The sequence below is a fragment of the Sphingomonas limnosediminicola genome (assembly GCF_039537965.1).
GTDB lineage: Bacteria > Pseudomonadota > Alphaproteobacteria > Sphingomonadales > Sphingomonadaceae > Sphingomicrobium > Sphingomicrobium limnosediminicola.
Map to the genome: position 1 here is coordinate 1,699,167 of NZ_BAABBM010000001.1, position 24,043 is coordinate 1,723,209.

Annotated in this window: 24 protein-coding genes and 1 riboswitch; of the genes, 16 read left to right on the plus strand and 8 right to left on the minus strand. The window is 64.3% G+C overall.

The window, feature by feature from the left end:
- Positions 1-471 (minus strand): hypothetical protein, encoded by a 471-nt coding sequence (locus ABD704_RS08515; protein ID WP_344699252.1) that lies wholly within the window; start codon positions 469-471, stop codon positions 1-3.
- A 360-nt stretch (positions 472-831) separates the two neighbouring features.
- Between ABD704_RS08515 and ABD704_RS08520 the strand changes: the two genes are divergently transcribed.
- From ABD704_RS08520 to ABD704_RS08540, 5 genes are all read left to right on the plus strand, one after another.
- Positions 832-1,740 (plus strand): sulfite exporter TauE/SafE family protein, encoded by a 909-nt coding sequence (locus ABD704_RS08520; protein WP_344699253.1) that lies wholly within the window; start codon positions 832-834, stop codon positions 1,738-1,740.
- On the plus strand, positions 1,737-2,504 hold the full coding sequence (locus ABD704_RS08525) for a TIGR02186 family protein (protein WP_344699254.1): 768 nt from the start codon (positions 1,737-1,739) through the stop codon (positions 2,502-2,504). The genes ABD704_RS08520 and ABD704_RS08525 overlap by 4 nt, the downstream gene beginning before the upstream one ends.
- A gap of 101 nt (positions 2,505-2,605) precedes the next feature.
- On the plus strand, positions 2,606-4,291 hold the full coding sequence (locus ABD704_RS08530) for an ATP-binding protein (protein ID WP_344699255.1): 1,686 nt from the start codon (positions 2,606-2,608) through the stop codon (positions 4,289-4,291).
- A gap of 107 nt (positions 4,292-4,398) precedes the next feature.
- Positions 4,399-6,372, plus strand: coding sequence for a tetratricopeptide repeat protein (locus tag ABD704_RS08535; protein WP_344699256.1), 1,974 nt, complete (start codon positions 4,399-4,401; stop codon positions 6,370-6,372).
- An 87-nt stretch (positions 6,373-6,459) separates the two neighbouring features.
- Positions 6,460-7,236 carry a PEPxxWA-CTERM sorting domain-containing protein gene (locus ABD704_RS08540; protein ID WP_344699257.1) on the plus strand — a complete coding sequence of 259 codons (777 nt, stop codon included), beginning with the start codon at positions 6,460-6,462 and terminating at the stop codon, positions 7,234-7,236.
- A gap of 3 nt (positions 7,237-7,239) precedes the next feature.
- Here the strand turns inward: ABD704_RS08540 and ABD704_RS08545 are convergent, their stop codons facing one another.
- Positions 7,240-8,235, minus strand: a complete 996-nt coding sequence (locus ABD704_RS08545; RefSeq protein WP_344699258.1) for a M23 family metallopeptidase — start codon at positions 8,233-8,235, stop codon at positions 7,240-7,242.
- Positions 8,236-8,441: 206 nt separating this feature from the next.
- Here ABD704_RS08545 and ABD704_RS08550 point away from each other — a divergent pair, with 206 nt between their 5' ends.
- The 4 genes from ABD704_RS08550 (at position 8,442) to ABD704_RS08565 (ending at position 12,522) form a co-directional block, all read left to right on the plus strand.
- Positions 8,442-10,946, plus strand: coding sequence for a helicase-related protein (locus ABD704_RS08550; protein WP_344699259.1), 2,505 nt, complete (start codon positions 8,442-8,444; stop codon positions 10,944-10,946).
- Positions 10,943-11,215: an RNA-binding S4 domain-containing protein gene (locus ABD704_RS08555; protein WP_344699260.1), complete on the plus strand. Its 273-nt coding sequence runs from the start codon at positions 10,943-10,945 to the stop codon at positions 11,213-11,215. The genes ABD704_RS08550 and ABD704_RS08555 overlap by 4 nt, the downstream gene beginning before the upstream one ends.
- A gap of 30 nt (positions 11,216-11,245) precedes the next feature.
- The gene (gene fdxA / locus ABD704_RS08560) at positions 11,246-11,584 is read left to right on the plus strand and encodes a ferredoxin FdxA (protein ID WP_344699261.1); all 339 of its coding nucleotides are present in this window, start codon (positions 11,246-11,248) and stop codon (positions 11,582-11,584) included.
- 86 nt (positions 11,585-11,670) lie between these two features.
- Positions 11,671-12,522, plus strand: coding sequence for a MipA/OmpV family protein (locus ABD704_RS08565; RefSeq protein WP_344699262.1), 852 nt, complete (start codon positions 11,671-11,673; stop codon positions 12,520-12,522).
- A gap of 1 nt (position 12,523) precedes the next feature.
- Here the strand turns inward: ABD704_RS08565 and cysN are convergent, their stop codons facing one another.
- Together cysN and cysD are read right to left on the minus strand one after the other, a co-directional pair.
- A complete protein-coding gene (gene cysN, locus ABD704_RS08570; protein WP_344699263.1) occupies positions 12,524-14,419 on the minus strand; it encodes a sulfate adenylyltransferase subunit CysN in 1,896 nt (631 codons plus the stop codon).
- Positions 14,416-15,333 (minus strand): sulfate adenylyltransferase subunit CysD, encoded by a 918-nt coding sequence (gene cysD, locus ABD704_RS08575; RefSeq protein WP_344699264.1) that lies wholly within the window; start codon positions 15,331-15,333, stop codon positions 14,416-14,418. Before cysD ends, cysN begins: the two co-directional genes overlap by 4 nt.
- 113 nt (positions 15,334-15,446) lie before the next feature.
- On the opposite strand from cysD, the gene ABD704_RS08580 reads away from it, so the two are divergent.
- The 4 genes from ABD704_RS08580 to ABD704_RS08595 all read left to right on the plus strand — a co-directional run bounded on the left by ABD704_RS08580 (position 15,447) and on the right by ABD704_RS08595 (position 18,957).
- Positions 15,447-15,944, plus strand: coding sequence for an EF-hand domain-containing protein (locus tag ABD704_RS08580; RefSeq protein WP_344699265.1), 498 nt, complete (start codon positions 15,447-15,449; stop codon positions 15,942-15,944).
- A 132-nt stretch (positions 15,945-16,076) separates the two neighbouring features.
- A riboswitch (TPP riboswitch) is annotated at positions 16,077-16,180 on the plus strand.
- A complete protein-coding gene (thiC, locus tag ABD704_RS08585; RefSeq protein WP_344699266.1) occupies positions 16,179-18,026 on the plus strand; it encodes a phosphomethylpyrimidine synthase ThiC in 1,848 nt (615 codons plus the stop codon). Its footprint overlaps the riboswitch before it by 2 nt.
- Complete coding sequence (locus ABD704_RS08590; RefSeq protein ID WP_344699267.1) at positions 18,026-18,589, plus strand: DUF1993 family protein; 564 nt, start codon at positions 18,026-18,028, stop codon at positions 18,587-18,589. The genes thiC and ABD704_RS08590 overlap by 1 nt, the downstream gene beginning before the upstream one ends.
- Positions 18,590-18,645: 56 nt before the next feature.
- Positions 18,646-18,957, plus strand: coding sequence for a YciI-like protein (locus ABD704_RS08595; RefSeq protein ID WP_344699268.1), 312 nt, complete (start codon positions 18,646-18,648; stop codon positions 18,955-18,957).
- A gap of 114 nt (positions 18,958-19,071) precedes the next feature.
- On the opposite strand, the gene ABD704_RS08600 is transcribed toward ABD704_RS08595, so the two are convergent.
- From ABD704_RS08600 to ABD704_RS08610, 3 genes are read right to left on the minus strand one after another with little or no spacing between them, the layout of a single operon-like run.
- Positions 19,072-19,236: a hypothetical protein gene (locus tag ABD704_RS08600; RefSeq protein ID WP_344699269.1), complete on the minus strand. Its 165-nt coding sequence runs from the start codon at positions 19,234-19,236 to the stop codon at positions 19,072-19,074.
- 50 nt (positions 19,237-19,286) lie between these two features.
- A complete protein-coding gene (locus tag ABD704_RS08605) occupies positions 19,287-19,763 on the minus strand; it encodes a YaiI/YqxD family protein (RefSeq protein ID WP_344699270.1) in 477 nt (158 codons plus the stop codon).
- A gap of 2 nt (positions 19,764-19,765) precedes the next feature.
- Positions 19,766-19,894: a hypothetical protein gene (locus ABD704_RS08610; RefSeq protein ID WP_344699271.1), complete on the minus strand. Its 129-nt coding sequence runs from the start codon at positions 19,892-19,894 to the stop codon at positions 19,766-19,768.
- A gap of 173 nt (positions 19,895-20,067) precedes the next feature.
- Here ABD704_RS08610 and ABD704_RS08615 point away from each other — a divergent pair, with 173 nt between their 5' ends.
- The 3 genes from ABD704_RS08615 (at position 20,068) to ABD704_RS08625 (ending at position 22,376) form a co-directional block, all read left to right on the plus strand.
- Positions 20,068-21,141, plus strand: a complete 1,074-nt coding sequence (locus ABD704_RS08615; protein WP_344699272.1) for a retroviral-like aspartic protease family protein — start codon at positions 20,068-20,070, stop codon at positions 21,139-21,141.
- A gap of 229 nt (positions 21,142-21,370) precedes the next feature.
- Positions 21,371-21,769, plus strand: a complete 399-nt coding sequence (locus tag ABD704_RS08620) for a hypothetical protein (protein WP_344699273.1) — start codon at positions 21,371-21,373, stop codon at positions 21,767-21,769.
- Positions 21,770-21,890: 121 nt separating this feature from the next.
- A complete protein-coding gene (locus ABD704_RS08625) occupies positions 21,891-22,376 on the plus strand; it encodes a PilZ domain-containing protein (protein WP_344699274.1) in 486 nt (161 codons plus the stop codon).
- Between the two features lie 51 nt (positions 22,377-22,427).
- On the opposite strand, the gene ABD704_RS08630 is transcribed toward ABD704_RS08625, so the two are convergent.
- On the minus strand, positions 22,428-24,014 hold the full coding sequence (locus tag ABD704_RS08630; protein WP_344699275.1) for a PAS domain-containing protein: 1,587 nt from the start codon (positions 24,012-24,014) through the stop codon (positions 22,428-22,430).
- Positions 24,015-24,043: the final 29 nt, after the last annotated feature.

The following is a 24,043-nucleotide window of genomic DNA, read 5'->3' on the forward strand; positions in this document are numbered from 1 at the left end:
TTACTGGATTTTGCCAGACGCGCGTAGCGCACAGCGTGCCGCCGCCGCATCGATCGCAGTCGCCGCTCCGTCGAGCACATAGGGATCGATGAAGCGCACTCCGCCTTGGTCGCGCGCCTCGACCTTCATGTAGCCGCCACCGCGGAGCGCCTCGACGATCGCCTGCTCTTGAGCCGGCCCACGGCTCCACGCGAGGTCGCCGCGCACGACGAGCAGGAAAGGTTGCTGTCCGACATGCAGCACCGCCGTCGACCCCGCGCGAGACACCCGGCTCAGCCGCGCATGGAATTCGCCCCAGCGCCGGCGGTCAGGCGTGAAAGCGAGCCCCGCCGTGGCCTGCACCTTGCCCGCCGCCGCAATCTTGTCCGAGCGCACCAGCGCCTCGCACACCTCACCGCGATCCACCGCCGCCCACCCGCCGCCGGCATAAACGACCGTGCCGCGAGCACTCGCCGCCACCGGAATGAGCATCAGTACAATCGCGCAAAGCCATCTCACGCTTGTTGGCTAGCGCGGAATGGCGGCGCGCACCACGCCCCTGCAATCATCCAAAATGGCTCATCAACCATCCGAACTCGTCGTTTACTTCGGCGTATGTATTGTCCGGCCGGCTCGGGTTTGCGTTTGATTCGCCTTCAGGGAGCTCTATTGCATCGACGCGGGACCGCGCGTCACAGTCGCCGCCCGCAAGAACGTTCGCGTCCACCTCGACTAGCGCCCTGCTGGAAACGCGCAACCGGGCTCCGGGCCCGCGCTCACGCTCGCCACGGATTTCTAGTCAGCCGTAACTTGGCCCGTGCCGCATTTTGCGGCTAGTCCTCCTGCCAAGGCATGGACATATACCTTCCGATCGCGGGCCAGTCGGTCAACGCGCTGCTGATCGTCATCCTCGGCTTTCTGGTCGGGCTGCTGTCGGGCATGTTCGGCGTCGGCGGCGGGTTCCTGACTACGCCGATCCTTATCTTTTACGGCATCCCGCCGACTGTGGCGGTCGCTTCGGCCACGACGCAGATCACCGGCGCAAGCGTGTCGGGCGTCATGGTCCACATGCGCCGTGGCGGTGTCGACATGAAGATGGGCGGCGTGATGATCACCGGCGGCCTGATGGGCTCATTCGTCGGCGCTGCGCTGTTCCGCTTCCTCCAATCAACAGGGCGGATCGATGTCGCGATTGGCCTGATGTACGTCGCCATCCTCGGCTCGATCGGCGCATTGATGCTCAAGGATTCGCTGACGACTTTGGGCGTCATTCCCACCAAGGCTGCGACAAAGCCACAGCGGCACAATCGCTGGGTCGCCTCGCTGCCACTTCGGTGGCGCTTCTACAGTTCCGGCATCTATATCTCACCCGTCGCGCCGCTCGCGCTCGGCTTCCTCGCCGGCGTTCTGACCGTCTTTCTCGGCATTGGCGGCGGCTTCATCTTGGTTCCGGCGATGATCTATCTGCTTGGCATGCCGGCGCGCGTGGTAATCGGCACAAGCCTTGTCATGATCCTGGTCGTGAGCGCGGCGACCACGATGGTCCATGCGCTGACCACCCGCGCCGTCGACATCGTCCTCGCGGGCCTGCTCCTGGTCGGCGGCGTCGTCGGTGCCCAATATGGCGCCATCCTGACCACCCGGATGAAACCTGACCTGCTCCGGCTCGCGCTCGCCATCATTATCCTGCTCGTCGCGCTGCGCATGTTCCTCGGCCTGTTCTGGCGTCCGGACGAGATTTTTTCGGTCGAATATCTGTGAAGGTCCGCGCCGCCTCATTGCTTCTGGTCCTCCTGACGCCGCTGCTGATCGCCGCCGACAAGCCCGTGCTCGTTCCGGACATTTCCGCGCGCAACGTGCAAATCCGCTACAGCTTCACCGGTGCGCAGCTGCTGCTGTTTGGCGCCGTGGTTTATCCCGGCGGCCGGTCGCCCGACCACCGGACGGACATCGTCGTCGTTCTCCGCGGGCCCGTGCAGCCGATACTCGTCCGCGAAAAGAAGAAGATTGCGGGCATCTGGATGAACGACGATTCCAATCGGTTCCGGTCCGCGCCGTCCTTCTACGCGGTCGCATCGTCGCGACCGCTGACCGACCTCGTCGATGAACGCACCGCTGCGATCTATGAGCTCGGCGTACACAACCTCCAGCTGTCGCCCGGCGGCGGGGCGCTGCCGGAGAAGGAACGCCGCTTCGAGGCCGGTCTGCTCGACCTTCGCCGCCGCGCGAACCTCTTCTCCGAGAGTCCGCGCGGCGTCGAGATCACCAATGGCGTCCTCTACCGCGCCACAATCACCATCCCGAGCCAGGTGCCTGTCGGCACATACACCGCCGAAACCTTCCTGATCGAGCGCCACAAGGTGATCGCCGCGGCAACCCGCGACATCGAGATCAACAAGTCGGGGTTCGAGCGCTACGTCGCGCTAGCGGCCCGCCGGCATCGCTTGCTCTACGGATTAACCGCGGTCGGCATGTCGCTTTTCCTCGGCTGGGCCGCCGCGGCCGCCTTCCGCCGCCGCGTTTAGCGGCCCGCGTCTAACGAGCGCGACTAAGCCAATATTAACCGCTCCCCCGTAAGCCGTTCGGCAAGAGTGTGTCCCTTTGAATAAGGACTAGTTGAACGGCTATGGACGATCGCCCAAACCTGCGCGAATTCCTTAACGAAGTCAGCAACTTCCAGGAGGAGCAGCCTGTCGCGCCGACGGCTGCCGCGCAAGCCGCACTGGCCCCGATCGGCCAGGTGGTCGAAATTGCCGGCTCCGGCTCCCAGATTCGCATGGAACCGCAGATGTTGGCCGCGCTGCAGAGCCACGCCGACCCGTCGATCGCCATGTCGGGACAGGTCGGCAGCCAGGTGAAGATGGTCGTCGGAAACAACTGGCTGATCGCCAACGTCCGCACCATGCGCGAAGGCGACAAGGGCGAAGTGCTGGCGCAGATCGACTTCCTCGGCGAAGGCACCAAGGCCGCCAACGGCTCGATGGGCAACTTCCGCCGCGGCGTGACCCGTTACCCTATCCCAAGCTCTGCCGTGCTTCCGGTTTCGACCGAAGACCTTCGCGCCGTTTTCGCGGCCAGCGATGAACCGCACGTGGAAATCGGCACCGTCTATCCGACCGACGACATCCGTGGCGCGCTTTACGTCGACCCGATGCTGTCAAAGCATTTCGCGATCCTCGGATCGACCGGCACCGGTAAATCGACCTCGGTCGCGCTGATCCTTCACCGCATCTCGCAGCTAAGTCCTGAGGGTCACATCGTGATGATCGACCCCCACGGCGAATATTCGGCCGCGTTCAAGAATTGCGGCGAGATCTTCAACGTCGACAATCTCCAGTTGCCTTATTGGCTGATGAACTTCGACGAACATTGTGAAGTCATCCTCACCACGCATGGCGCCGAGCGCCAGCGTGACGCCGACATTCTCGCAAAGTGCCTTCTTGCCGCGCGCACCAAGGGTAAGGACGTTAGCCAGTACGGCAAGGTTACCGTCGACAGCCCGATCCCGTACCTGCTCGCCGATCTCAACACGATTCTCGTCAACGAGATGGGCAAACTCGATCGCGCCGGCGACACGCTTCCATTCCAGCGCCTTAAGACGAAGCTGGACGAGCTTCGCGCCGATCCGCGCTACACCTTCATGTTCTCCGGCATGCTGGTGTCGGACTCGATGCCGGGCCTCATCGCCAAGCTGTTCCGCCTGCCGAGCCAGGGCCGCCCGATCTCGATCGTCGACGTCTCCGGCGTTCCGTCGGAAGTCACGTCCGTGGTCGTTTCGGTGCTTGCCCGCATGGTCTTCGACTATGCGATCTGGTCACGCACCGAGGCGCAGCGTCCGCTGCTTCTCGTCTGCGAAGAGGCGCATCGCTACGTGCCCAAGGACGAAAGTTCGGAGAAGGGCCAGGCCGTCCGCCGAATCCTCGAACGTATTGCCAAGGAAGGCCGTAAGTACGGCGTCTCGCTGGGCCTGATCACGCAGCGTCCGTCGGACCTTGCCGAAGGCGTGCTGTCGCAGTGCGGCACCATCGTCGCCATGCGCTTGAACAACGAACGAGATCAGGCGTGCGTGCGCGCCGCCATGCCGGAAGGCGCGCGCGGCTTCCTCGACGCCATCCCCGCGCTTCGCAATCGCGAATGCATCGTCTGCGGCGAAGGTGTCGCGATTCCCATCCGCGTCCGCTTCGACGATCTCGAGCCCGAGAAGCGCCCGGCCTCGTCCGACCCAAGCTTCGCCCGCCTGTGGCGCGAAACCGGCGACGAAGCTGGCATCATCCAGCGCACCATCAAGCGCTGGCGGGGTCACGGGCGCTAGGCCACGCGCCCGGCCGGAACGCCGCCTGCTTCGTTCTTCATTGATTCGCAGTAGAAAGGCCGACATCTTCTACCGTTGCTGCGCGCACGTGACGCGAGGGGCCACGGATGCGATACTCGGCGTTCATCAGCTACAATCATCGCGACCGTGGCTGGGCCGCGTGGCTGCATCGCGAGCTTGAGCGCTATCGGCTGCCGAAGGCGCTGATCGGACGCGATAGTCCAATTGGACCGCTTGGACGCCGGCTTCCTCCGGTATTCCAGGATCGCGAAGAGCTGGCCGCTTCCACGAACCTTGCCGGCTCCGTAAAAAGCGCGCTCGAACAGGCCGACAGCCTGATCGTCGTCTGCTCCAGCAACGGAGCCAAATCGCACTGGGTTAACGAAGAAGTTCGCGAGTTCACCCGGCTGGGCCGCCGCGACCGAATCCAGTGCCTCATCGTTTCCGAGGCCGACACTCCAGAGGGGCCGCCGCGTCCGGCAAACGAGATCTTCCCACCGGCACTGCTGCAATTCGGCGCTGAGCCGCTCGCCGCCGATGCCCGCAAAAGCGGCGACGGCAAGCGTGCTGCCTTCCTCAAGCTGGTCGCCGGAGTCATCGGAGTTCGCTACGACGAACTCCGCCAGCGCGACCACGCGCGCCGGCAGAAACAGCTGCTGACCCTCGCCGCTGCGGCGAGCCTCGGCTTCCTCCTGATGAGCGGCCTCGCCGTCTTCGCGTTCATCTCCCGCGCCGACGCCGTTCGCGAACGAGACCTGGCGCGGCAGAAAACGATCACCGCCCAGCGCACGACCGACTTCGTCAAGGGCCTGTTCCAGGTGTCGGACCCGTCGGAATCAAAGGGGCAGTCTATCACCGCCCTGGAGGTCCTCGACCGCGGCGCCCGCGAGATACAAGGTCAGCTCAACAACGAACCGGACGTGAAGGCGGAACTCATCAGCACGCTGAGCGAGGTCTACATGGGCCTCGGTTCGTACCACCGGGCGGATGACCTCATCCGCCGATCGCTGTCGCTGAACGTATCGAGGCAAGAAACCCGCGCGCGCCAACTTGGCGTGCTTGCCGCCTCACGGACGCTACAGGCCGATTACGACGGGGCCGTTGCGACGTACAGTCGTGCGCTGCAGTTGCTACCTCACCCTGAAGAATTGCAGGATTCGTCGCTCTACTCCGGGCTGCTTGTCGGCAAGGGCGAAGCGCTGAGCGGTCTCGAGCGCGACAAGGAGGCCTTACCGCTCATCGGCAAGGCGCTGCTGTGGGACAAGCAGCACGACGGTGAGAGATCCCCGTCCGTCGCGCGCGATTACGAGTCTGCCGGTCTCGTCACTCAATATGCAGGTAACCTTGCCGCAAGCCGGTCTAACTACGACAAGGCGCTTGCCATCCGGCTGGCCACGCACGGCAAGCTGCACCCGAAGGTCTCAGAGGACCTGAACAATCTCGGCACGGCGGCGTATCTTCAGAAGGATCCGGCAGCGGCGGAGCGCTATTGGCGGCAGGCGCTGGCGATCAATGAGCAGATCGTCGGACCGGAGCATCCGGACATAGCAATTCAGTTGAACAATCTGGCGCGCGTGCTGCTTGAACAGCGCAAGTTCGCGCAGGCGCAAGGGCTTCTCTCCCGCAGCGCGAAGATCTACCTAGCCCAACGCAACGACACCCATGACGACCTCGCCTTTGTCTTTTCAAACCTCGCGCTTGCGAAGGCCGGGCTGGGACAGCGGAAGCAAGCAGGAGAATTGTTCGAGCGGGCGCTGAAAGCTGCGGAAATCCATAATAACCGCCTCATTGCCCCTATCATGACTGACCTTGCCGATCTGCGTTGCGCACAGGGGGATTATCCAAAAGCTTCCGACCTCTTGGAACGCGCCGGGCCGCTCATGAAGTCCCAATACCCCGAGGACGATTGGCGATCAGCGTGGGTGACCAATACTAAAGGTGCCTGCCTGCTTCGGCAAAAAAGGAAGGCGGAAGCGGAGCCGCTCCTACGTTCAAGCACCCCCATCGTGCTTCAGCGATGGCCGGTGCAGTCGATGTACGGTTACAAAGCGAAAGAACGTTTGAGTGGGGTGGCGCGATAATAATTCGCGACGATCATTCGAACCCCTGCTGATTAAACCTCCAACCTCTGTTAATAAACCGTTAACCGAGTCGCAGAGGAAGATGTGATGAAGTGTGCGCTTGCAGTTTCAATGGGCATTGCCCTTTCCCTCCTAAGTTCAACGCCTGCGGAAGCGCGCGGAATCGTCATCGACGCTCCGGAGTTCCTCCCGACCCTTTCTTCCATCACGCCATGCACCATTGGTGGCTCCACATGCGATCCGACCGCAACGAACCTGTCTGGCGGTGTACTGGCAAACGCTTACATCTACGATCGGGGCATCGTTTCATTTGGCAGCCCTCTGCCTGACACGGTAACCGCAAGCACAGACCTCAGGACGCTCGGAATTCCCCTGATCGCGCCCCTGTATGAGCCTGGCCCAAGTGGCGTGCCCGGGCCCTTCGGCGAGGTTCAAGTAGGCAACGTCGCACCGGGCAGCCTCAACTTCAGCCTCGCTCAACCGACCTTCGGCAGTGACTTGTTCATCATCACCTGGCTTGATCCGACGCTAGACCAGGGCTTCCCGCCGGTGCCGCTCATCGCCTTGATCATCGACGCGTCGACGGGTGAAGCCCGCTTCCAATTCATCCATGGCATGGAGAATACTCTCTCTGGCGACCAGGCGTTTCCGGATACGACAGGCCGACTTCTGGGCTACGCCGTCGACGGTCAGAACCTCATAGACGACACGCCCGACATCACTGGCGACAACGCCTATTCGGTTAAGCTGAGCGCGGTCGCATCAGTACCCGAACCGGCAACATGGCTCGCAATGCTCATCGGCTTCGCTGCAATGGGACTCGCGCTCCGGCGCAGCAGGCGCTCGCTCGCACACGCGATCTGACGATCAGGCCCGCTTCAAACCCACGCTGAGCAGCGCCTTCAGGCGCGCCTTAACGGCATTCACGACGCCCGTGTCGGCAACCTGCACACTGGCGAAGCGGATCGACAGCGGGTTGACCGGTGTTCCGCCGCGCAGCACTTCGTAGTGAACGTGCGGACCGGTCGACAGGCCGCTCGATCCGACATAGCCAATCAGCTGTCCGGCGTGGACGACGGTCCCCGGCTGGGCGACGATCTCGCTCATGTGGCTGTAGCTGGTGACAATCCCGCCAGGATGGGCGATTCGCACCTGCCGGCCATATCCGCCGGCCCAGCCCGCGGCCACGATCTGGCCGTCGGCGGCGGCGACGATCGGGCTGCCCCAGCTCGCGCCGATGTCCACGCCGGCGTGAAGCCGGGTGAAGTGCAGGATCGGGTGATAGCGATAGCCGAAATAGGAAGTGATGTGCCCGCCGCTGACCGGCCAAACCGTGCCCGCCGAGGCCTGCTGTGGCTGGCCGGCATCGGCGGCGTCGATCCAGTCGGTGCGACCGTTCGCGCTCCATTTGACGAGCTGCAGGTCATGCTCCCCCGCGCGACTCAGCCCCGCGTAAAGCAGGTTCGCGCCCGGCCCGAGTACCATGTCGAAGCCCGCACTCGGCGCCACCGCGCCAACGTCGATCTGGGTCGCGAGCGCCGCAAGATATTGCGCGGCAACCTGCGGCGAAGCTCCAGCAGCGCGGAGCGACCAATAAAGCCCGTCGCCGACGCGGCCGCGGATTCGCAGGGGATTGTTGCTTATCGTCGCAGCCTTAGGCGCTTCCGGCGCCGCAACCTCGACCGGCACCGCGCGCTTCTCGACGAACGTCAGCGGCTCGACCGAGTCGCTCGCCGCCATGCGCATACCAGTCGCGCCACCACTCGAAAGCGGAGCGATCCCGAGGGCCTGCCATTGCCGTTGATCCTCGTTCGGCATCGAGCCGATCCGTGGAAGCGACGCCCAGGCGACGCCGCTGCACAACAGCGCAAGCGCGCCCGCACTTTTCCAGCTTCGGAAAGACAGCGAAAACCTCGGGAAAGCACGCGCTTGGGCGCGCCTTCCGAAGGTGGCTGCATGGTCTACGGGCATCAACACAGACCCGGTCTGCTGAAACGAGGTTAAAACCCTCTTAAAAAGGCGACGAACGGAACCTTGCGCGCGGCAAAAACGCTGCCACATTCAAGATGATGGCGCGCCGATCCGACGCACCGGTCCGGGCGATCCTGGGACCCACGAACACCGGCAAGACCTACTTGGCGATCGAGCGGATGTGCGGCCACTCGTCGGGCGTCATCGGCTTCCCGCTGCGCTTGCTCGCCCGCGAGGTCTACGACCGCGTCGTCGCCATCAAAGGCGAGAAGCAGGTCGCTTTGCTGACCGGCGAAGAGCGAATCGTCCCGCCGCAAGCGCGCTATTTCCTATGCACGGCCGAGAGCATGCCGGTCGGAAACGAAGGCGAGGAGAAGCGCGACTTTGCCTTTGCCGCGATCGACGAGGCCCAGCTCAGCGCGGATCCGGAGCGAGGCCACGTCTTCACCGATCGCATGCTTCGCGCCCGCGGCCGCGAGGAGACGCTTATCCTCGGCTCAAACACGTTGCGCCCGATCATCCGCGAGCTTCTTCCCGACGCCGAGATCGTCAGCCGCCCGCGCTTCTCGACCCTGCGCTATTCGGGCAGCGTCAAGCTGTCGCGGCTGCCACCTCGATCCGCCATCGTCGCCTTCTCAGCCGAGCAGGTCTACGCGCTCGCCGAGATGCTGCGCCGCTTCAAGGGCGGCGCGGCGGTCGTCATGGGCGCCCTATCTCCGGCCACCCGCAACGCGCAGGTCGCGATGTTCCAGCGCGGCGAGGTCGACTATCTCGTCGCCACGGACGCCATCGGCATGGGCCTCAACATGGACGTCACCCATGTCGCCTTCGCGGGCCTCGAAAAGTTCGATGGCCGCCGCGACCGTCGCCTCACGATCCCGGAAATGGCGCAAATCGCAGGGCGCGCAGGCCGCCACCAAAAGGATGGCACCTTCGGCACCCTTGGCCTGACTGAGGAGACCGGCGGTTTCAGCGAGGAAGAGATCATCGCGATCGAGGAGCATCGCTTCCGCCCTCTCGACAGCGTCTACTGGCGCAACGCGCAGCTGAACTTCACCGACGTCAAATCACTGATCCGAAGCCTCGAAGCGAAGAGTGACGACCCGATCCTCCTTCCCGCGCCGGAAGCGATTGACCTCGCGGTGCTTAAGCTCATCGCCGAAGATCCCTCCATGGCCGCCCGCAAGGCAGCGCAGGCTCGCCGGCTATGGGCCGTCTGCGGCCTACCCGATTTCCGCAGGGTCGGTCCGATGCACCATTCGCGAATGGTCCGCCGCCTGTTCAGCTACATCGGGGAAGGCGGCCACGTGCCGCACGAATGGTTTGCGGCGGAGGTCGGGCGGCTCGACAATATGAGTGGCGACATCGAGGCGCTCGCCGACCGCCTCGCGGGTGTTCGTAGCTGGGCCTATATCGCGCATCGGCAGGACTGGCTGAAAGAGCCGGCCAAATGGGCTGAGCGGACGCGCGAAGTCGAAGCGCGCCTCAGCGACGCCTTGCACGAACGGCTGACCCAGCGCTTCGTCGACCGCCGCACTGCCGTTCTCGTCCGCGACATCGGCGCGCGGGGTGCCGATGCGCTGCCCGTCACCGTTGCCGCCGATGGCGAGGTCAGCGTCGGGCCAGAGCCCATCGGCCATCTCAGCGGCTTCGAGTTCCGCGTCGATCCGTCCGCCAAGCTCGCCGACAAGCGCCTGCTGCTCGCGGCCGCCGAACGCCGCCTCGGCGACGAGCTCGACCGCCGCGCCCGCGAGCTGGTCGACGCGCCAGACCACATCTTTTCGCTGATCGTCGAGGACAGCGGCGGACTCGCCATCGCCTGGCAAGAGCATGTGCTGGCCCGCCTCGCGCCTGGACGCTCGCTGCTCGAGCCCGCCGTCCGCACCGCCCGACCTCTGGACCGACTTTCGGCCCCAAGCCGCGCAGCGCTCCGCTCGCGCCTCGAGCGGTGGATCGACGCCCAGGTCGAGCACCACCTCCGGCCTCTCAAGACACTCTTCGCCGCCGCGACCGATGCCGGCAATGCACCGGGCGTCCGCGCGCTCGCCGCCATGCTCGCCGATGCTGGCGGCGTACTGCCGCGCAAGTCGGTGCTCAGCGCCATCGCCAATCTCGAACAGACCGATCGCCAGGCGCTTCATCGCCTGCGCGTCCGCCTCGGCCCGCTCGACGTCTTCGTCGATCCGCTTTTGAAGCCCGCCGCTCAATTCTGGCGCGCTGCCTTGCTCGCCGTCCGCACGGGGCAGACCATGCCGAGGCTTCCCGTCGCGGGCGCCGCCACCCTCAGCGGCGAAGCCGACGCGCGCGGCGCCGCGCTCGCCTACCGTCGCGTCGGTCGCGAATGGGTCCGCGTCGATCTCGCCGACCGCCTTGCTAGCCATGCGCGCAAGGTGCGCTCAGCCGGCGGCGACAATCCGGTTGATGTCGACCTCGCCACCTCCGTCGGCCTTTCCGCCGAGGCCATCGCGCGCCTGATGGACGAAGTCGGCTTCACGAGGGCCGGGGAGGCGTGGAAGTGGCGCGGACGCCGTCCGCCGCGCGACGATCGCCGCGGCACCGCATCGCACGCTTTCGCCGAGTTGGAGAAGCTCCGCCGCAAGTGAGGATCGACCGCTACCTCCACTGCATCCGCCTGGCGAAGAGCCGCACCCTCGCCCAGGCGATCATCGCCGAAGGTCGCACGCGTATCGACGGCAAAAGGGTCGAAAAACCCAGCGAGGAGATCCGCGTCGGCAGCGTCATCGCGCTTCCGTTGCGTGACCAAGTCCGCGTCCTGCGCGTGCTCGCCTTGCCCGGCCGGCGCGGTCCGCCTCCCGAAGCGCGAGCCTGTTACGAGGAAGTTGGAATTGACGAGGCCAGCGCGGCCTCTTAGCGAACGACGCCAAGAGGGAGCGATTTACCAATGACCTACGTCGTCACCGACGCCTGCATCAAATGCAAATATATGGACTGCGTCGAAGTCTGCCCGGTGGATTGTTTCTACGAGGGTGAAGTGATGCTGGTCATCAATCCCAACGAATGCATCGACTGCGGCGTGTGCGAGCCGGAATGCCCGGCCGAAGCCATTCTCCCCGACACCGAGAGCGGCCAGGAGCAATGGCTGGAGCTCAACGCAAACTTCTCGGCGGGCTGGCCCAACATCACGCGCAAGAAGGACAGCCCTGCCGACGCCGACGAGTTCAAGGGCCAAGAAGGCAAGTACGAAAAATATTTCACGCCCGAGCCGGGCTCGGGCGACTAAACGCCCCGCAATCCGTTCCTCTGCGGCGTTGGCTTTTCGAAAAAGCTGACCTCTGTCATATAAGCTCGCAAGAACGGGGGAAATTCATGCGCTTTTACTTCGCCGTGGTCGCCGCGGCTTGCATCGGATCGCCGGTCCTCGCCCAGTCGACGCCGACGGCCGGACCTCTGCCAAGTCCTGAGCAACTGGTGGGCAGAGATACCGTGACCGTCGCCGGCGGTGCGGCGATCACGCCCGACTATGAAGGCTCCAACGATTACCGGTTCATCCCGGCGGCGGCGGTGCGCGGCCAGATCAGCGGAATCTCCTTCAACACGCGCGGCACCTACCTGTTCGTCGATGTCGTTCCGCGCAATGCGAAGCTCCAGTTCGACGCCGGGCCAATCGTCGGCGTCCGCCTGAACAGCCGGCGGAACATCGACGACAACGTCGTCAAGCTCCTCCCGAAGCGGAACACGGCATTTGAAGGGGGCGGATTCGTCGGTGTCAGCCTGCATGGACTGACCAATCCGTACGACACGCTGTCCTTCCACGTCGACGTGCTCCACGACTTCGGCAATGCCCACCAGTCGACGACGTTCAGCCCGAACGTGGAATTCTCGACCCCGCTGTCGCGCACGACCTACGTGGGAGCCAACATTGGCGCCGAGTTCGTCAGCAATAAGTTTGCCGACTACTACTTCAGCGTCACGCCTGCGGATTCCGTCCGCACCGGCGGCGTGCTCCCGCCCTTCAACGCCAGTGGCGGGATGAAGAACTGGAAGGCGGGCCTGCTCGTCAACCAGTCGCTGTCGGGCGACCTGCTGCACGGCTTCTCGTTGTTTGGCCTCGGGCAATATTCGCACTTGGTCGGCGACTTCCGCCGCTCTCCGATCGTCAACGACCGGGGCAGCGCCAGCCAGTGGACCGGCGCCCTCGGCGTCGCCTACACCTGGTAGGCTAGGACCGCTTCAATAGCTCGTTGACGATGACGTCAGCCGCTTCGTCGGCCGTCATCGCAGTCGTGTCGATGTGGAATTCCGGCGCTTCGGGCGGCTCGTAGGGACTGTCGATGCCGGTGAAATTCTTGAGCTCGCCAGCGCGCGCCTTGGCGTAGAGACCTTTGACGTCGCGCTTCTCAGCCTCGGCCAGCGGCGTGTCGACATAAATTTCGAAGAACTCGCCTTCGGGCACCATCCGCCGCACCATGTGCCGCTCCGCGCGGAACGGCGAGATGAAGGCTGTCAGCACGATCAGGCCGGCATCGGTCATCAACCGCGCGACCTCGCCGACGCGTCGGATATTCTCGATGCGGTCGGTCTCGGTGAAACCGAGGTCGCGGTTCAGGCCATGGCGAATATTGTCGCCGTCCAGCAGGAAGGTGTGCCGCCCGCGCGCCACCAGCTTCTGCTCGACGATGTTGGCGATGGTCGACTTGCCCGCACCCGACAGGCCGGTGAACCACAGCACGGCAGGATTCTGACCCTTCAGCGCCGCATGCGTCTCCCGACTGACATCGAGATGCTGGCGATGAATGTTGAGGGACCGCCGCAGTGCGAAATGCAACATCCCGCACGCCACCGTCGCATTAGTCAGCTTGTCGATCAGGATGAAGCCGCCAAGCGCCCGGTTGGGGCTCGCGCCCTCGACCGCATAGGGCTCGAACACCAGTTCGCGGTCGGTTGCAATCTCGGCGACGCCGATGCCGTTCAGCCCGAGCGTCGGCGCCGCCAGATGCTCCAGCGAATTGACGTTGATCTCATATTTCGGCTGTTGGACGGTCGCGGTCACCGTCTGCGTGCCGAGCTTGAGCCAGTAGCCACGGCCGGGCAGAAGCTCGGTCTCGTCCATCCACACAATCGTCGCTTCGAACTGGTCGGCGGCTTGCGGCGGATCGCCTGCTGCCGCGATCACATCGCCGCGCGAGCAATCGACCTCATCGGCAAAGGTCAGCGTGACCGATTGCCCCGCCTGCGCTTCATCGAGGTCGCCGTCGGCCGTCGCCACGCGGTCGATCCGCGTCGTTCGGCCTGACGGCAGCACTCGCACCTCGTCCCCGGGTCGCACGCGCCCGGTCGCGAGTTGCCCCGCGAAACCGCGGAAATGTTGGTCCGGCCGGTTTACCCACTGAACCGGCAGGCGCATCGGCTTGCCTGCGTCGGCATCCGCGTCGAGCGGCACCGTGTCTAGATGTTCGAGGAGGGTCGGTCCCTCGTACCATGTCGTCGCACCGCCCCGCGTGATGACGTTATCGCCTTCCAGGCCCGACACCGGGATCGCGGCCCAATTTTCGATGCCGATGCCGCCGGCGAATGCGCGATAATCGGCGACGATCGCGTCGAACACTTGCCGGTCGTAATCGACTAGGTCCATCTTGTTCACGGCCAGCACGAAGCGGCGGATGCCGACTAGCTTGGCCAGGTATGAATGCCGCCGCGTCTGCGTCAGCACGCCCTTGCGCGCATCCACCAGCAGCACTGCCAGGTCCGCCGTCGACGCGCCGGTGACCATGTTGCGCGTATACTGCTCATGGCCAGGCGTATCGGCGACGATGAACTTGCGGCGATTGCTCGAAAAGAAGCGGTAGGCGACGTCAATGGTGATGCCCTGCTCGCGTTCCGCCGACAGTCCGTCGACCAGCAGCGCGAAATCGATCTTTTCGCCTTGCGTCCCGTGCCTCTTGCTGTCGCTTTCCAGCGCCGCCAGCTGGTCGTCGAAGATCTGCTTGCTCTCGTAGAGCAGCCTGCCGATCAGCGTCGACTTGCCGTCATCGACGCTGCCGCAGGTGATGAAGCGCAGCAGCTCCTTGCGTTCCTGCTCGGCAAGCCAAGCTCGGACGTCGACAAAGGCGTTCAAAAGTAGCCCTCCTGCTTCTTCTTCTCCATGCTCGCGCTGCCGCCGTCGCGGTCAATGACGCGACCTTGCCGCTCGGACGTGCTCGACACGAGCATTTCCGCGACGATGTCCTCGACGGTCACCGCATCGCTCTCGATCGCCCCCGAAAGCGGATAGCAGCCGAGCGTGCGGAACCGCACCTTGCGCATCACCGCCTCGTCGCCGTCGAGCCGGAAGCGCTCGTCGTCGATCATCAGGATTGCGCCGTCGCGCTCGACGGTCGGGCGCTCTTTGGCGAAGTACAGGGGCACGATCTCGATCCCCTCCCGCAAAATATACTGCCACACGTCGAGCTCGGTCCAGTTGGACAGTGGAAAGACGCGGATGCTTTCGCCTTTGTTCTTGCGGACATTATAGAGCGACCACAGCTCCGGCCGTTGCCGCTTCGGGTCCCAGCGATGGTTGCGGTCGCGGAAGCTGAACACCCGCTCCTTCGCGCGGCTTTTCTCCTCGTCGCGCCGGGCACCGCCGAAGGCCGCATCGAAGCCATATTTGTCGAGCGCCTGCTTCAGCCCTTCCGTCTTCCACATGTCCGTATGCAGCGGCCCGTGGTCAAACGGGTTGATGCCCTGCGCTTCTGCCTCAGGGTTGCGGTATACCAGCAGATCGACGGCCGGGTCGGCGGCCACCTTGTCGCGTAGCGCGTACATGTCGCGGAACTTCCAGGTCGTATCGACATGCAAAAGCGGGAACGGCAGCGGTCCCGGGAAAAAAGCCTTCTTGGCCAGGTGCAGCATCACCGCGCTGTCCTTGCCGATCGAATAGAGCATGACCGGCTTGGCCGCTTCCGCGACCGTCTCACGCATGATGAAAATGCTCTCGGCCTCCAATCGGTCGAGGTGCGTCATCGTCTGTCCGGAGGGCCCACTCACCATCAGCAACGCGCTTTGCCCGCAACCGGCGCCCAAGAAAAGCGGCGGCTTCTATTCACTTGAGGGTCAGCGGGCTGTACCTAGCAACAAAGATCAGGATTTTGGGGAGAACCACGGTGCTCAAGAGCTACATCTTCGCAGCGGCAGCCTTTGCCGTTCCGGCAGCGCCAGCGGCCGCCCAGGCGCAGGGTGCCGCGCCGCAGACAATCAAGAAGGCTGACCTGATCGCTAGGGCGGACGCGGCTTTCGCTGCCGACGACACGAACAAGGACGGCTCGCTGAATGCCGCCGAGATCCAGGCCGAGCAGAGCAAGGAACTGGAGCAGGTCCGCGCCCAGCTGGCGGCGCGCATCAAGGCCGCCTTCACGCAGCTGGACACGAACAAGGATGGGCAACTCAGCCTGCAGGAATTTTCGGCCAGCGTTCCGGCCATCAAGATCAACGAGACTCCGCAGCAGGTGCTTCAGAAGCTCGACACCAACAAGGACGGCAAGATCAGCGCCGCTGAATTCCGCGCGCCGCGCGTTGCCGCGTTCGACCGCGCCGATGCTAACAAGGATGGCGTGGTGACCATGGAGGAAGCGCAGCGCGCCGCAGCGGCCCAGCGCAAGTAATCGCACGAAAGAGGGCGGCAAGTTCAAGCGGATGGACACCGACAAGGACGGCGTCGTCACCTCCGCCGAAATGCGCGTCGCTGGAATCATCAAGTAACCGGCTGGCGCCCGCCGCCCCGCAGTCCTAAGGACACCTCTTCCCTGGGGAGCCGCACGCGGCTGAGATCGGCGTATCGCCGGGACCCATCGAACCTGATCCGGCTGACACCGGCGTAGGGAGAAGGAGAATCTCAAATGGCCGACGTCCCGGCACGCACCGAATTGAAAGTCACCACCGGCCCGATCCGCGGCAGCCGCAAGATCCACGTCGGCCCGCTCGGCGTCGCCATGCGCGCTGTTGATCTCGAGCCCTCATCGGGCGAGGCGCCCGTCGTCCTCTACGACACTAGCGGCCCCTTCACCGACCCCGCCACCCGCATCGACATCATGACCGGCCTGCCCGAGCTTCGCGCGCAATGGATCCGCGCCCGCGGCGACGTCGAGGAAGTGCAGCAGCGCGAGGTCCGGCCTGAGGATAACGGCCAGCTCGGCCCCGATCGCAGCGGCGGCGTCCAGCCCTTCCCCAACGTCCGCAAGCGCGTCCTCCGCGCCTGCCCCGGCGCCAACGTCACCCAGATGCACTACGCCCGGCGCGGCATCATCACGCCCGAGATGGAATATGTCGCCATCCGCGAGAACCTCGGCCGCGAACAGGCGCTGGCCGAGAAGCGCGACGGCCAGAGCTTCGGCGCCGCCATCCCCGACTTGGTCACCCCGGAGTTCGTCCGCGACGAGATCGCCCGCGGCCGCGCCATCATCCCCAACAACATCAACCATCCGGAATCCGAGCCGATGGCGATCGGCCGCAATTTCCTGGTCAAAATCAACGCCAATATCGGCAACAGCGCCGTCGCCTCCGACGTCGCGGCCGAGGTCGACAAGATGGTGTGGGCGATCCGCTGGGGCGCCGACACGGTCATGGACCTGTCGACCGGCCGCAACATCCACGACACGCGCGAATGGATCATCCGCAACTCGCCCGTGCCGATCGGCACCGTCCCCATCTACCAGGCGCTGGAAAAGGTCGGCGGCATCGCCGAGGACCTGACGTGGGAAGTCTATCGCGACACGCTCATCGAGCAGGCTGAGCAGGGCGTCGACTATTTCACCATCCACGCCGGCGTCCGCCTGCCCTACGTGCCCCTGACCGCCAAGCGCGTCACCGGCATCGTCAGCCGCGGTGGTTCGATCATGGCCAAATGGTGCCTCGCCCACCACCGCGAAAGTTTCCTCTACGAGCGCTTCGACGAGATCTGCGAGATCATGAAGGCCTACGACATCGCCTTCTCACTCGGCGACGGCCTGCGCCCCGGCAGCACTGCTGATGCCAATGACGAAGCCCAGTTCGCGGAGCTCTACACATTGGGCGAGCTGACCAAGAAGGCGTGGGATCACGACTGCCAGGTGATGATCGAGGGCCCCGGCCACGTGCCGATGCACAAGATCAAGGAGAATATGGACAAGCAGCTGGAAAGCTGCGGCGAGGCGCCCTTCTACACATTGGGGCCGCTGACCACCGACGTCGCCCCCGGCTACGACCACATCACCTCCGCGATCGGCGCGGCGATGATCGGCTGGTTCGGCACGGCGATGCTTTGCTACGTCACGCCCAAGGAGCATCTGGGCCTCCCAGACCGCGATGACGTGAAGGTCGGCGTCGTCACCTACAAGCTGGCGGCCCACGCGGCCGACCTCGCCAAGGGCCACCCCGCCGCCCGCCTCCACGACGACGCGCTGAGCCGCGCCCGTTTCGAGTTCCGCTGGCGCGACCAATTCAACCTCAGCCTCGACCCGGAAACCGCCGAGCAATATCACGACCAGACCCTGCCCGCTGAAGGTGCCAAGACCGCCCACTTCTGCAGCATGTGCGGCCCGAAGTTCTGCTCGATGAAGATCACGCAGGAGGTGCGGGAGTTCGCGCGGCTGCAGCACGAAAAGGCGGTCTCAGCCGATGCGGACGCGGGCATGGCCGAGATGTCCCAGCGTTACCGTGAAGGCGGGATGGAACTTTACATCGGCACGAACGGCCGCGAACACGATTGATGAACCTCACCGCGCTGCTCGTCCCCACCTACCGGAACATGCTGCAGACCCTCAGGGGCCTGCTCGACAGGGCTGAGGCGCAGTTGGGCGAGGAACGGGCCGAGGCCTTGCTCTCCGCTCGCCTTGCTCCGGACATGTATCCGCTCGCGACGCAGATCCGCTTCGCGATCGTTCAGGCTTTTGAAGCCCCGCGACGCCTGCGCGATGAGCCCGACCGCCCTGAGATTCAGGAGTTGCTTGAGGAAGGCCGCGAGGGTGGCGAGCATCCGGGAACGCTTGCCCAGGCGCGGGCGCGTCTCGACCAAGCGCTCGCCTTTCTCGACAGCCTCGGTGACGGCGCGCTCGATCGCGCCGGGGGCAGCGATCCGATGACGCTCGATCTGCCGATGGGCCTGACCTTTGACCTTACGCGCGACCAATTTGCCCGCGACTGGGCGCTCGGCCAGTTCTATTTTCACGTGATGGCCGCCTACGCGATCCTCCGCAAAGAGGGCGTTGAGATCGGCAAGGCCGATTATGTCCCGCACATGTTCGCATATCTGCGCGCTGGCGAGGCGGCATGAGCGACCTGCTCCCAGGCCGATAGCCCAATTTCTGATCCGGGCAGTGGAGTAAGCCCATGAAGCATTTTCTCCTCTTCTACGACTACGTCCCCGACGTCTTTGAACGCCGCCCGCAGTTCCGCGGCGCGCACCTGAAGCACGCTTGGGCCGCCCAACAACGGGGCGAGATCATCGTCGCCGGAGCCCTCGCCGACCCGGTCGACTGCGCCCTCCTGATGTTCGCGCGCGAGGACAAGTCGGTCGCCGAAGACTTCGCCCCCGCCGACCCCTACGTAACGGGCGGGCTTGTGGCGAGCTGGCACGTTCGTGAATGGACTACGGTTGTCGGCGAAAGTGCGTTAACGCCGGTGCGGCCCGACGAGGCCTGAGCTGAAACACCACTGTCAATGTCGGTGGAAGACGGACGCTAGCGACTGCCCTTCAAGTCACAGAAGGGCGCGATCGCCTGATCTATTCGGAGAACTGACCGGCCGCCGGAGCGATTAGCCGACGAACTGCTTCTTCAGCTGCGCCTTGATCGATGCGCCGCCGAGGTGGGCGTCGACATTGGAATAGCCTTCTTGGCGCAGCGCCTTGCGGATGTCCTCGAGATTGTTGGATTCGCGCGCAAGCTGAAAGGCGCGTTCGATGATGTGCGGAGTCTGCATGGAGCGTCCTGAAGAAATTTCGGTTGCGTCATGAACGTCCGGCGGGCGCGTTACGTTCCCTTCCGTGCGAGCCGCGTCACCGCTTCGTCCAGCGCCTGGAGGAAGCGCGAGCGGTCGGCCTTGGCGAAGGGTGCAGGACCGCCGACGATGTCTCCACCGGCGCGCAGGTCCGCCATGATAGCCCGTGTCGCGAGCGCGCCGCCAATGCTCGCCGCGGTGAACGGCTTGCCATTGTGGCCGAGCACCGTCGCCCCGGCCTTCAGGCAGCGATCGGCAAGCAGGATGTCGCCGGTCACGACGATCTTCTGCGCATCGGCCCTTTCGGCAATCCAGTCGTCGGCGGCATCGAAGGCGTCGGATACCAGCACGCGTTCGATCAGCGGGTGCTCCGGCACGCGAATGCGGGCATTGCTTACGACGCGCACCGGTACGTCGCGCCGGAGCGCGACGCGATATATCTCCTCCTTCACCGGGCAAGCGTTGGCGTCGACGAATATCCTGACCCCCGTCGCGCGGTCGTCGGTCACGCCTAGCTGTTTTTCAGATTCTCCAGTCCGCGCTGGCCGCCCTTCTGCGACGGATTGGCCGCGATGCTCTTTGTCTTTTCCTTTTTCGGCTTTCGCGCTTCCTTGTTCGACCTGACTTGTCCCTTGGCCATCATCAATCTCCTAGCAGCCCCAGTTTCTCCGCCAATCGCCGTCGTGGCAATGCCTGTTCGATCAAAGCGCGCCCGCCGCTTCGCCAGTCGAAAACATCCCGTCCGTCGAGATGTGCTGGCATAGGGTATGACGGCGGATAGGAGTATAGGACTCCAATCTGTGGAGGGCCCTTATGCCTTCGCGTAGCCGTGCCATGTTGCTTGCGCTTGGACTGATGCTGTCAGGCCCGGCGCATGGCGACGCGTCAGCCGGCGAGCCACCGCGAATCAGGAAGCCGCAGCCGGCGCCCGACACCAAGCCGGAGATCCTGCCCCTTCCGCCGGCCGTCTTCGACAACAAGCTCGCGATCGGCGGCAACGATGTGAAGGCGCGCCAGATCGACACCCGGCTGGATGTCGAGGTGCGGGTGAACGGACGCGGCCCCTACCGCTTCGTGGTCGACAGCGGCGCCGACACGTCCGCCGTTGGCCTGCGCGTCGCTCACGACCTGGAACTGCCCCTGGGCACGCCCGCCATCCTCAATGGCATGACCTCGCGCGACATCGTCGACCGGGTGAAGATCGCACAATTGTCGATGGGGCCGAGCACCGTCGACAACCTTGAAGTACCAGCCTTGCGGGAAACGGACCTTGGCGGGGACGGCCTCGTCGGCATCGACGCCCTCGTCCACCAGCGCCTCATGATGGATTTCGAAAAGCGCTTAATCAAGGTCGAGGATGCGCGGATCCCGGTCAAATACGAGCCGGGCGAAATCGTCATCACGGCTTACAAGAAGCGCGGTCAGCTTATCCTGACGCAAGTGCAGGCGGCCCACTTCCGGCTCGACGCGGTCATTGATACCGGCTCCGAAATCTCGATTGGCAATACCGCCTTGCGCGACAAGCTCATCCGCAAGGGCAAGGGCAAATTCTACACGGTTGAGGCGATCGGCGTCACTGGTGTGCATGTCCCGATGCAGATTGCGCGAATCGACGAACTGCAGCTTGGTCCGGTGACCTTGAAGGATGTTCCGATCGCCTTCGCCGACGTGCCGCCGTTCAAATTGTTCGGCCTCGCCGACCAGCCTGCGCTGCTTATCGGTACCGACCTTCTCGCAACCTTCCGCCGCGTCTCCCTCGACTTCCGGGCTCGCAAGGTCCGCTTCCAGCTGCGGCAGTGCGCCAGCGACGGAGTCGCCGTTAACACCGCGCCGGTCGACATGTTCATGCGCATTTCATCGAACCAGATGGAAGTCTGCCAGCGCTAGGAACTGATGCCACTCGGCATCTCGGGCGACGTCTTGACGTCACTTGCTTGATCCGAACCACGACGACCCGATTGAACTCGCCGATTTGAAAGGCGAGCTCGATCCTTGGCAAGCCCATCGTTATCGCAAGTGAAGGTGAGACAAGTGAACTGGGGCGAAACGGCGCGTTCAGGACGCCCACACGGCGCGGCGTTTAGTTTCGGGATCTCTTCAGTGAAGGAGAAATTCGATGAAACGCACCCTCATCCTCGCCGCCGCAACGGCAGCCGCGACTGTCGCCGCCGCAGCACCGGCGAATGCTCAGCATTGGCATGGCAATTGGCGAACGGTCGCCTTTACGATTGTCAACGGTCGTGACACCGACACCATCCGGCTTCCGGGCACCGCGCGCTACCGGCAAATGCGCCTATGCGTGTTCAACGGTCCGATCGAGATGCGCGATCTCGATGTCCGCTACCGCAACGGCGGAAGGCAGGACGTCGCCGTGCGCCACATGATCCGCGCTGGAACCTGCACGCGCAACATCGACCTCGCCGGTAACCGGCGCGACGTGACCGCGATCCGGATCAAATATGCGCCGCTGGCACGCGGTTGGAGCCGTCCGACCGTCCGCGTCCAGGTCCGCTAACCATCGTCGCGAGCCGCCGTTTCTGATCGAAGCGGCGGCGTCTCGTCGCTGTCTCATAACAGCCGTTCGAGAACCATTTATTCACTATCCGAGGTGAAAAGGGTCGCGGGAGTGACTCAGCATGGCTGATTCCGTGAAATCGACGACCGATGGCCAGCCCGAGCGCCGGCGCGCGAATCGCGCCGCGCTCAACCTTTCCGCGACGTTGCGCGAAGGCAGCCGTAGCAAGGTGCAGGCGCGCCTGATGGACATCTCCACCCATGGCTGCCGCGTCGAATGCACGACGCCGGTCAGCGACGACAGCTGCGTGTGGCTCAACATTGCCGGTCTCGAGGCGCAATATTGCCGTGTCGTCTGGCACTGCCAGGAATTCGTCGGCCTCGAGTTCGAAAAGCCGCTCGCCCAGGGTGTGCTCGATCGATTGCTGAGCAACAATCAGCAGCTGACTGAAAAGGCGATCAAGGATTTGCGCGGAATCGCCGCGCGGTCGCACTGGCTTGCGAGGCAGGCCGGCGACCAGGACATCCACATCCTCGCGGAAATGTCGCGCGAAGCCGCCGTGGACGCCGTTCTCGAAGGCTTCCGGCTTACAAAATCCCGCAGCTGAGCCGGCGCCGCCTCGCTTGAGGCACGCCTTGCTCCGTGATGGTCGCCTTGATTAAGCGGCTTTGGCTTGCGGGTTTAGGATTTCTCCGATTCCGCCGGCTTCCTCGATCTTCCCGAGGAGCGCGCCGCGCGCCAGATCTTCCTTGAATGCCCATGCGAGCACGGCTTCGAGCTGGGCCAGCGTGGCGTCGTCGCAGGTGCCGTCGAAGGCAAGGCGTGCGACCGGCTTCATCGGCTGGCGAAGCTGGATCTTGAGACCCTTCGCCTCGACCAGCTTGAGATATTCCTCGGGGCTGTCCTCGGCATCGAGCGCGAAGTCGTAGGCGGCACTGAGCCCCTCCCAGAGCGCAGTGGTGGCGCGGCGCTTTGCAGCCTCCGCTTCGTCAGCCTTGGCGCGGACGTCGGTAAGTTTGCTCTGCAAGGTACCCTCCGTGGCGAGTTCTGATTTGACTGGTTGCGGCGCGGCAGGCGCTTCGTCGTCGACGGCAGCCACTTGCTCGATGGCCGGTTCGAGTTCGACTTCGTGCGCTTGCTCCTCGAGCACGGCCTCTTCGACCGGCTGATCGAGAGTCATTTGATCCAGAACCTCGGACTCTGGCTGCTCGACCGGTTCCTCAGTGGCTTCGGCCGGCGGAAGCTTCGGCTCGATCTTCGGGATCTGCGTTCCGTAGAACCCGCCGAGATTGGCGAGGCTGTCCAGAATCTTTGAGAAGCCAGGTCGTCCGCTCGGCGCCTCCTCTACCTCTTCATATTGCTCCTCGAGGGAGGCTTCGGGCTCGTCGGCAAGTTCGGCGAGGGTTTCGGATTCGACCGAGAACTCCTCGGCCGCTTCCGGCTCGGCGGCGAATTCTTGCGCGACTTCCGGCTCGTCGGCTACGACCTCGTCGACAATCGCGGGCTCGACCTCGACCGCAGCTTCCTCGACGGGTTCTTCAACCACTTCGGCTTCCGGCTCGGGCTCAGCCTCGGCCATCTCCGCCTCGACGAGTTCTTCCTCGACCGAAACAGGTGCCTCTTCAGCCTCGTGCGTGTCTTCGACGACGGCAGCTTCGACCTCGTCCGCGACTTCGGCCTCGACCGCCGCCTGCGGCTCTTCATCGGTCTTCGCGGCGGGCTTCTTCGCCGGCTGCGCGCTCTTGGCGGGACCGGTTTCGAACGTCACGAGAGCATATACGTAATCGACCCACACGCCCGACGCGCTCAGCGGGAGGAGCGTCACCCAGCAACGGGTCGACACATCGCCGACGGTAAATTCGTCCTCGTAGGAGAGGAAATTGCGCGAGATGGCGACAATCGAGAGCTTCTTGGCGATGCTCGACAGGATCGACGGGCGCGAGCCTTCGGCCACGCGGTCGGAATCGACCTGTCCCTTCAGCTGCTCGCCGCAGTGTCGAACCTCGGCGTCTTCGCCGCCGCCGATCAGCTCCAGCAGGAGCGAAGAGGGGCCGGCTTCCGAAATTTCGAGCGGATCGAGGTCGTGTAGTGGTGGGAATTCGCGGTCGCCGCGAATCGACAGCCAATAATCCAGAACGGTCTCGTGGCGGCGCCGTTCGGAGGCGTCAATCGACCGGAATGAAGTCAACAGCGTCTCGGCAGCTGGCTGATCGCCTGCCTGCATGCCTGGACTGGGCGCCCCCATCTTTTCCGCCTTTCGCTTGAGTCTTCGAG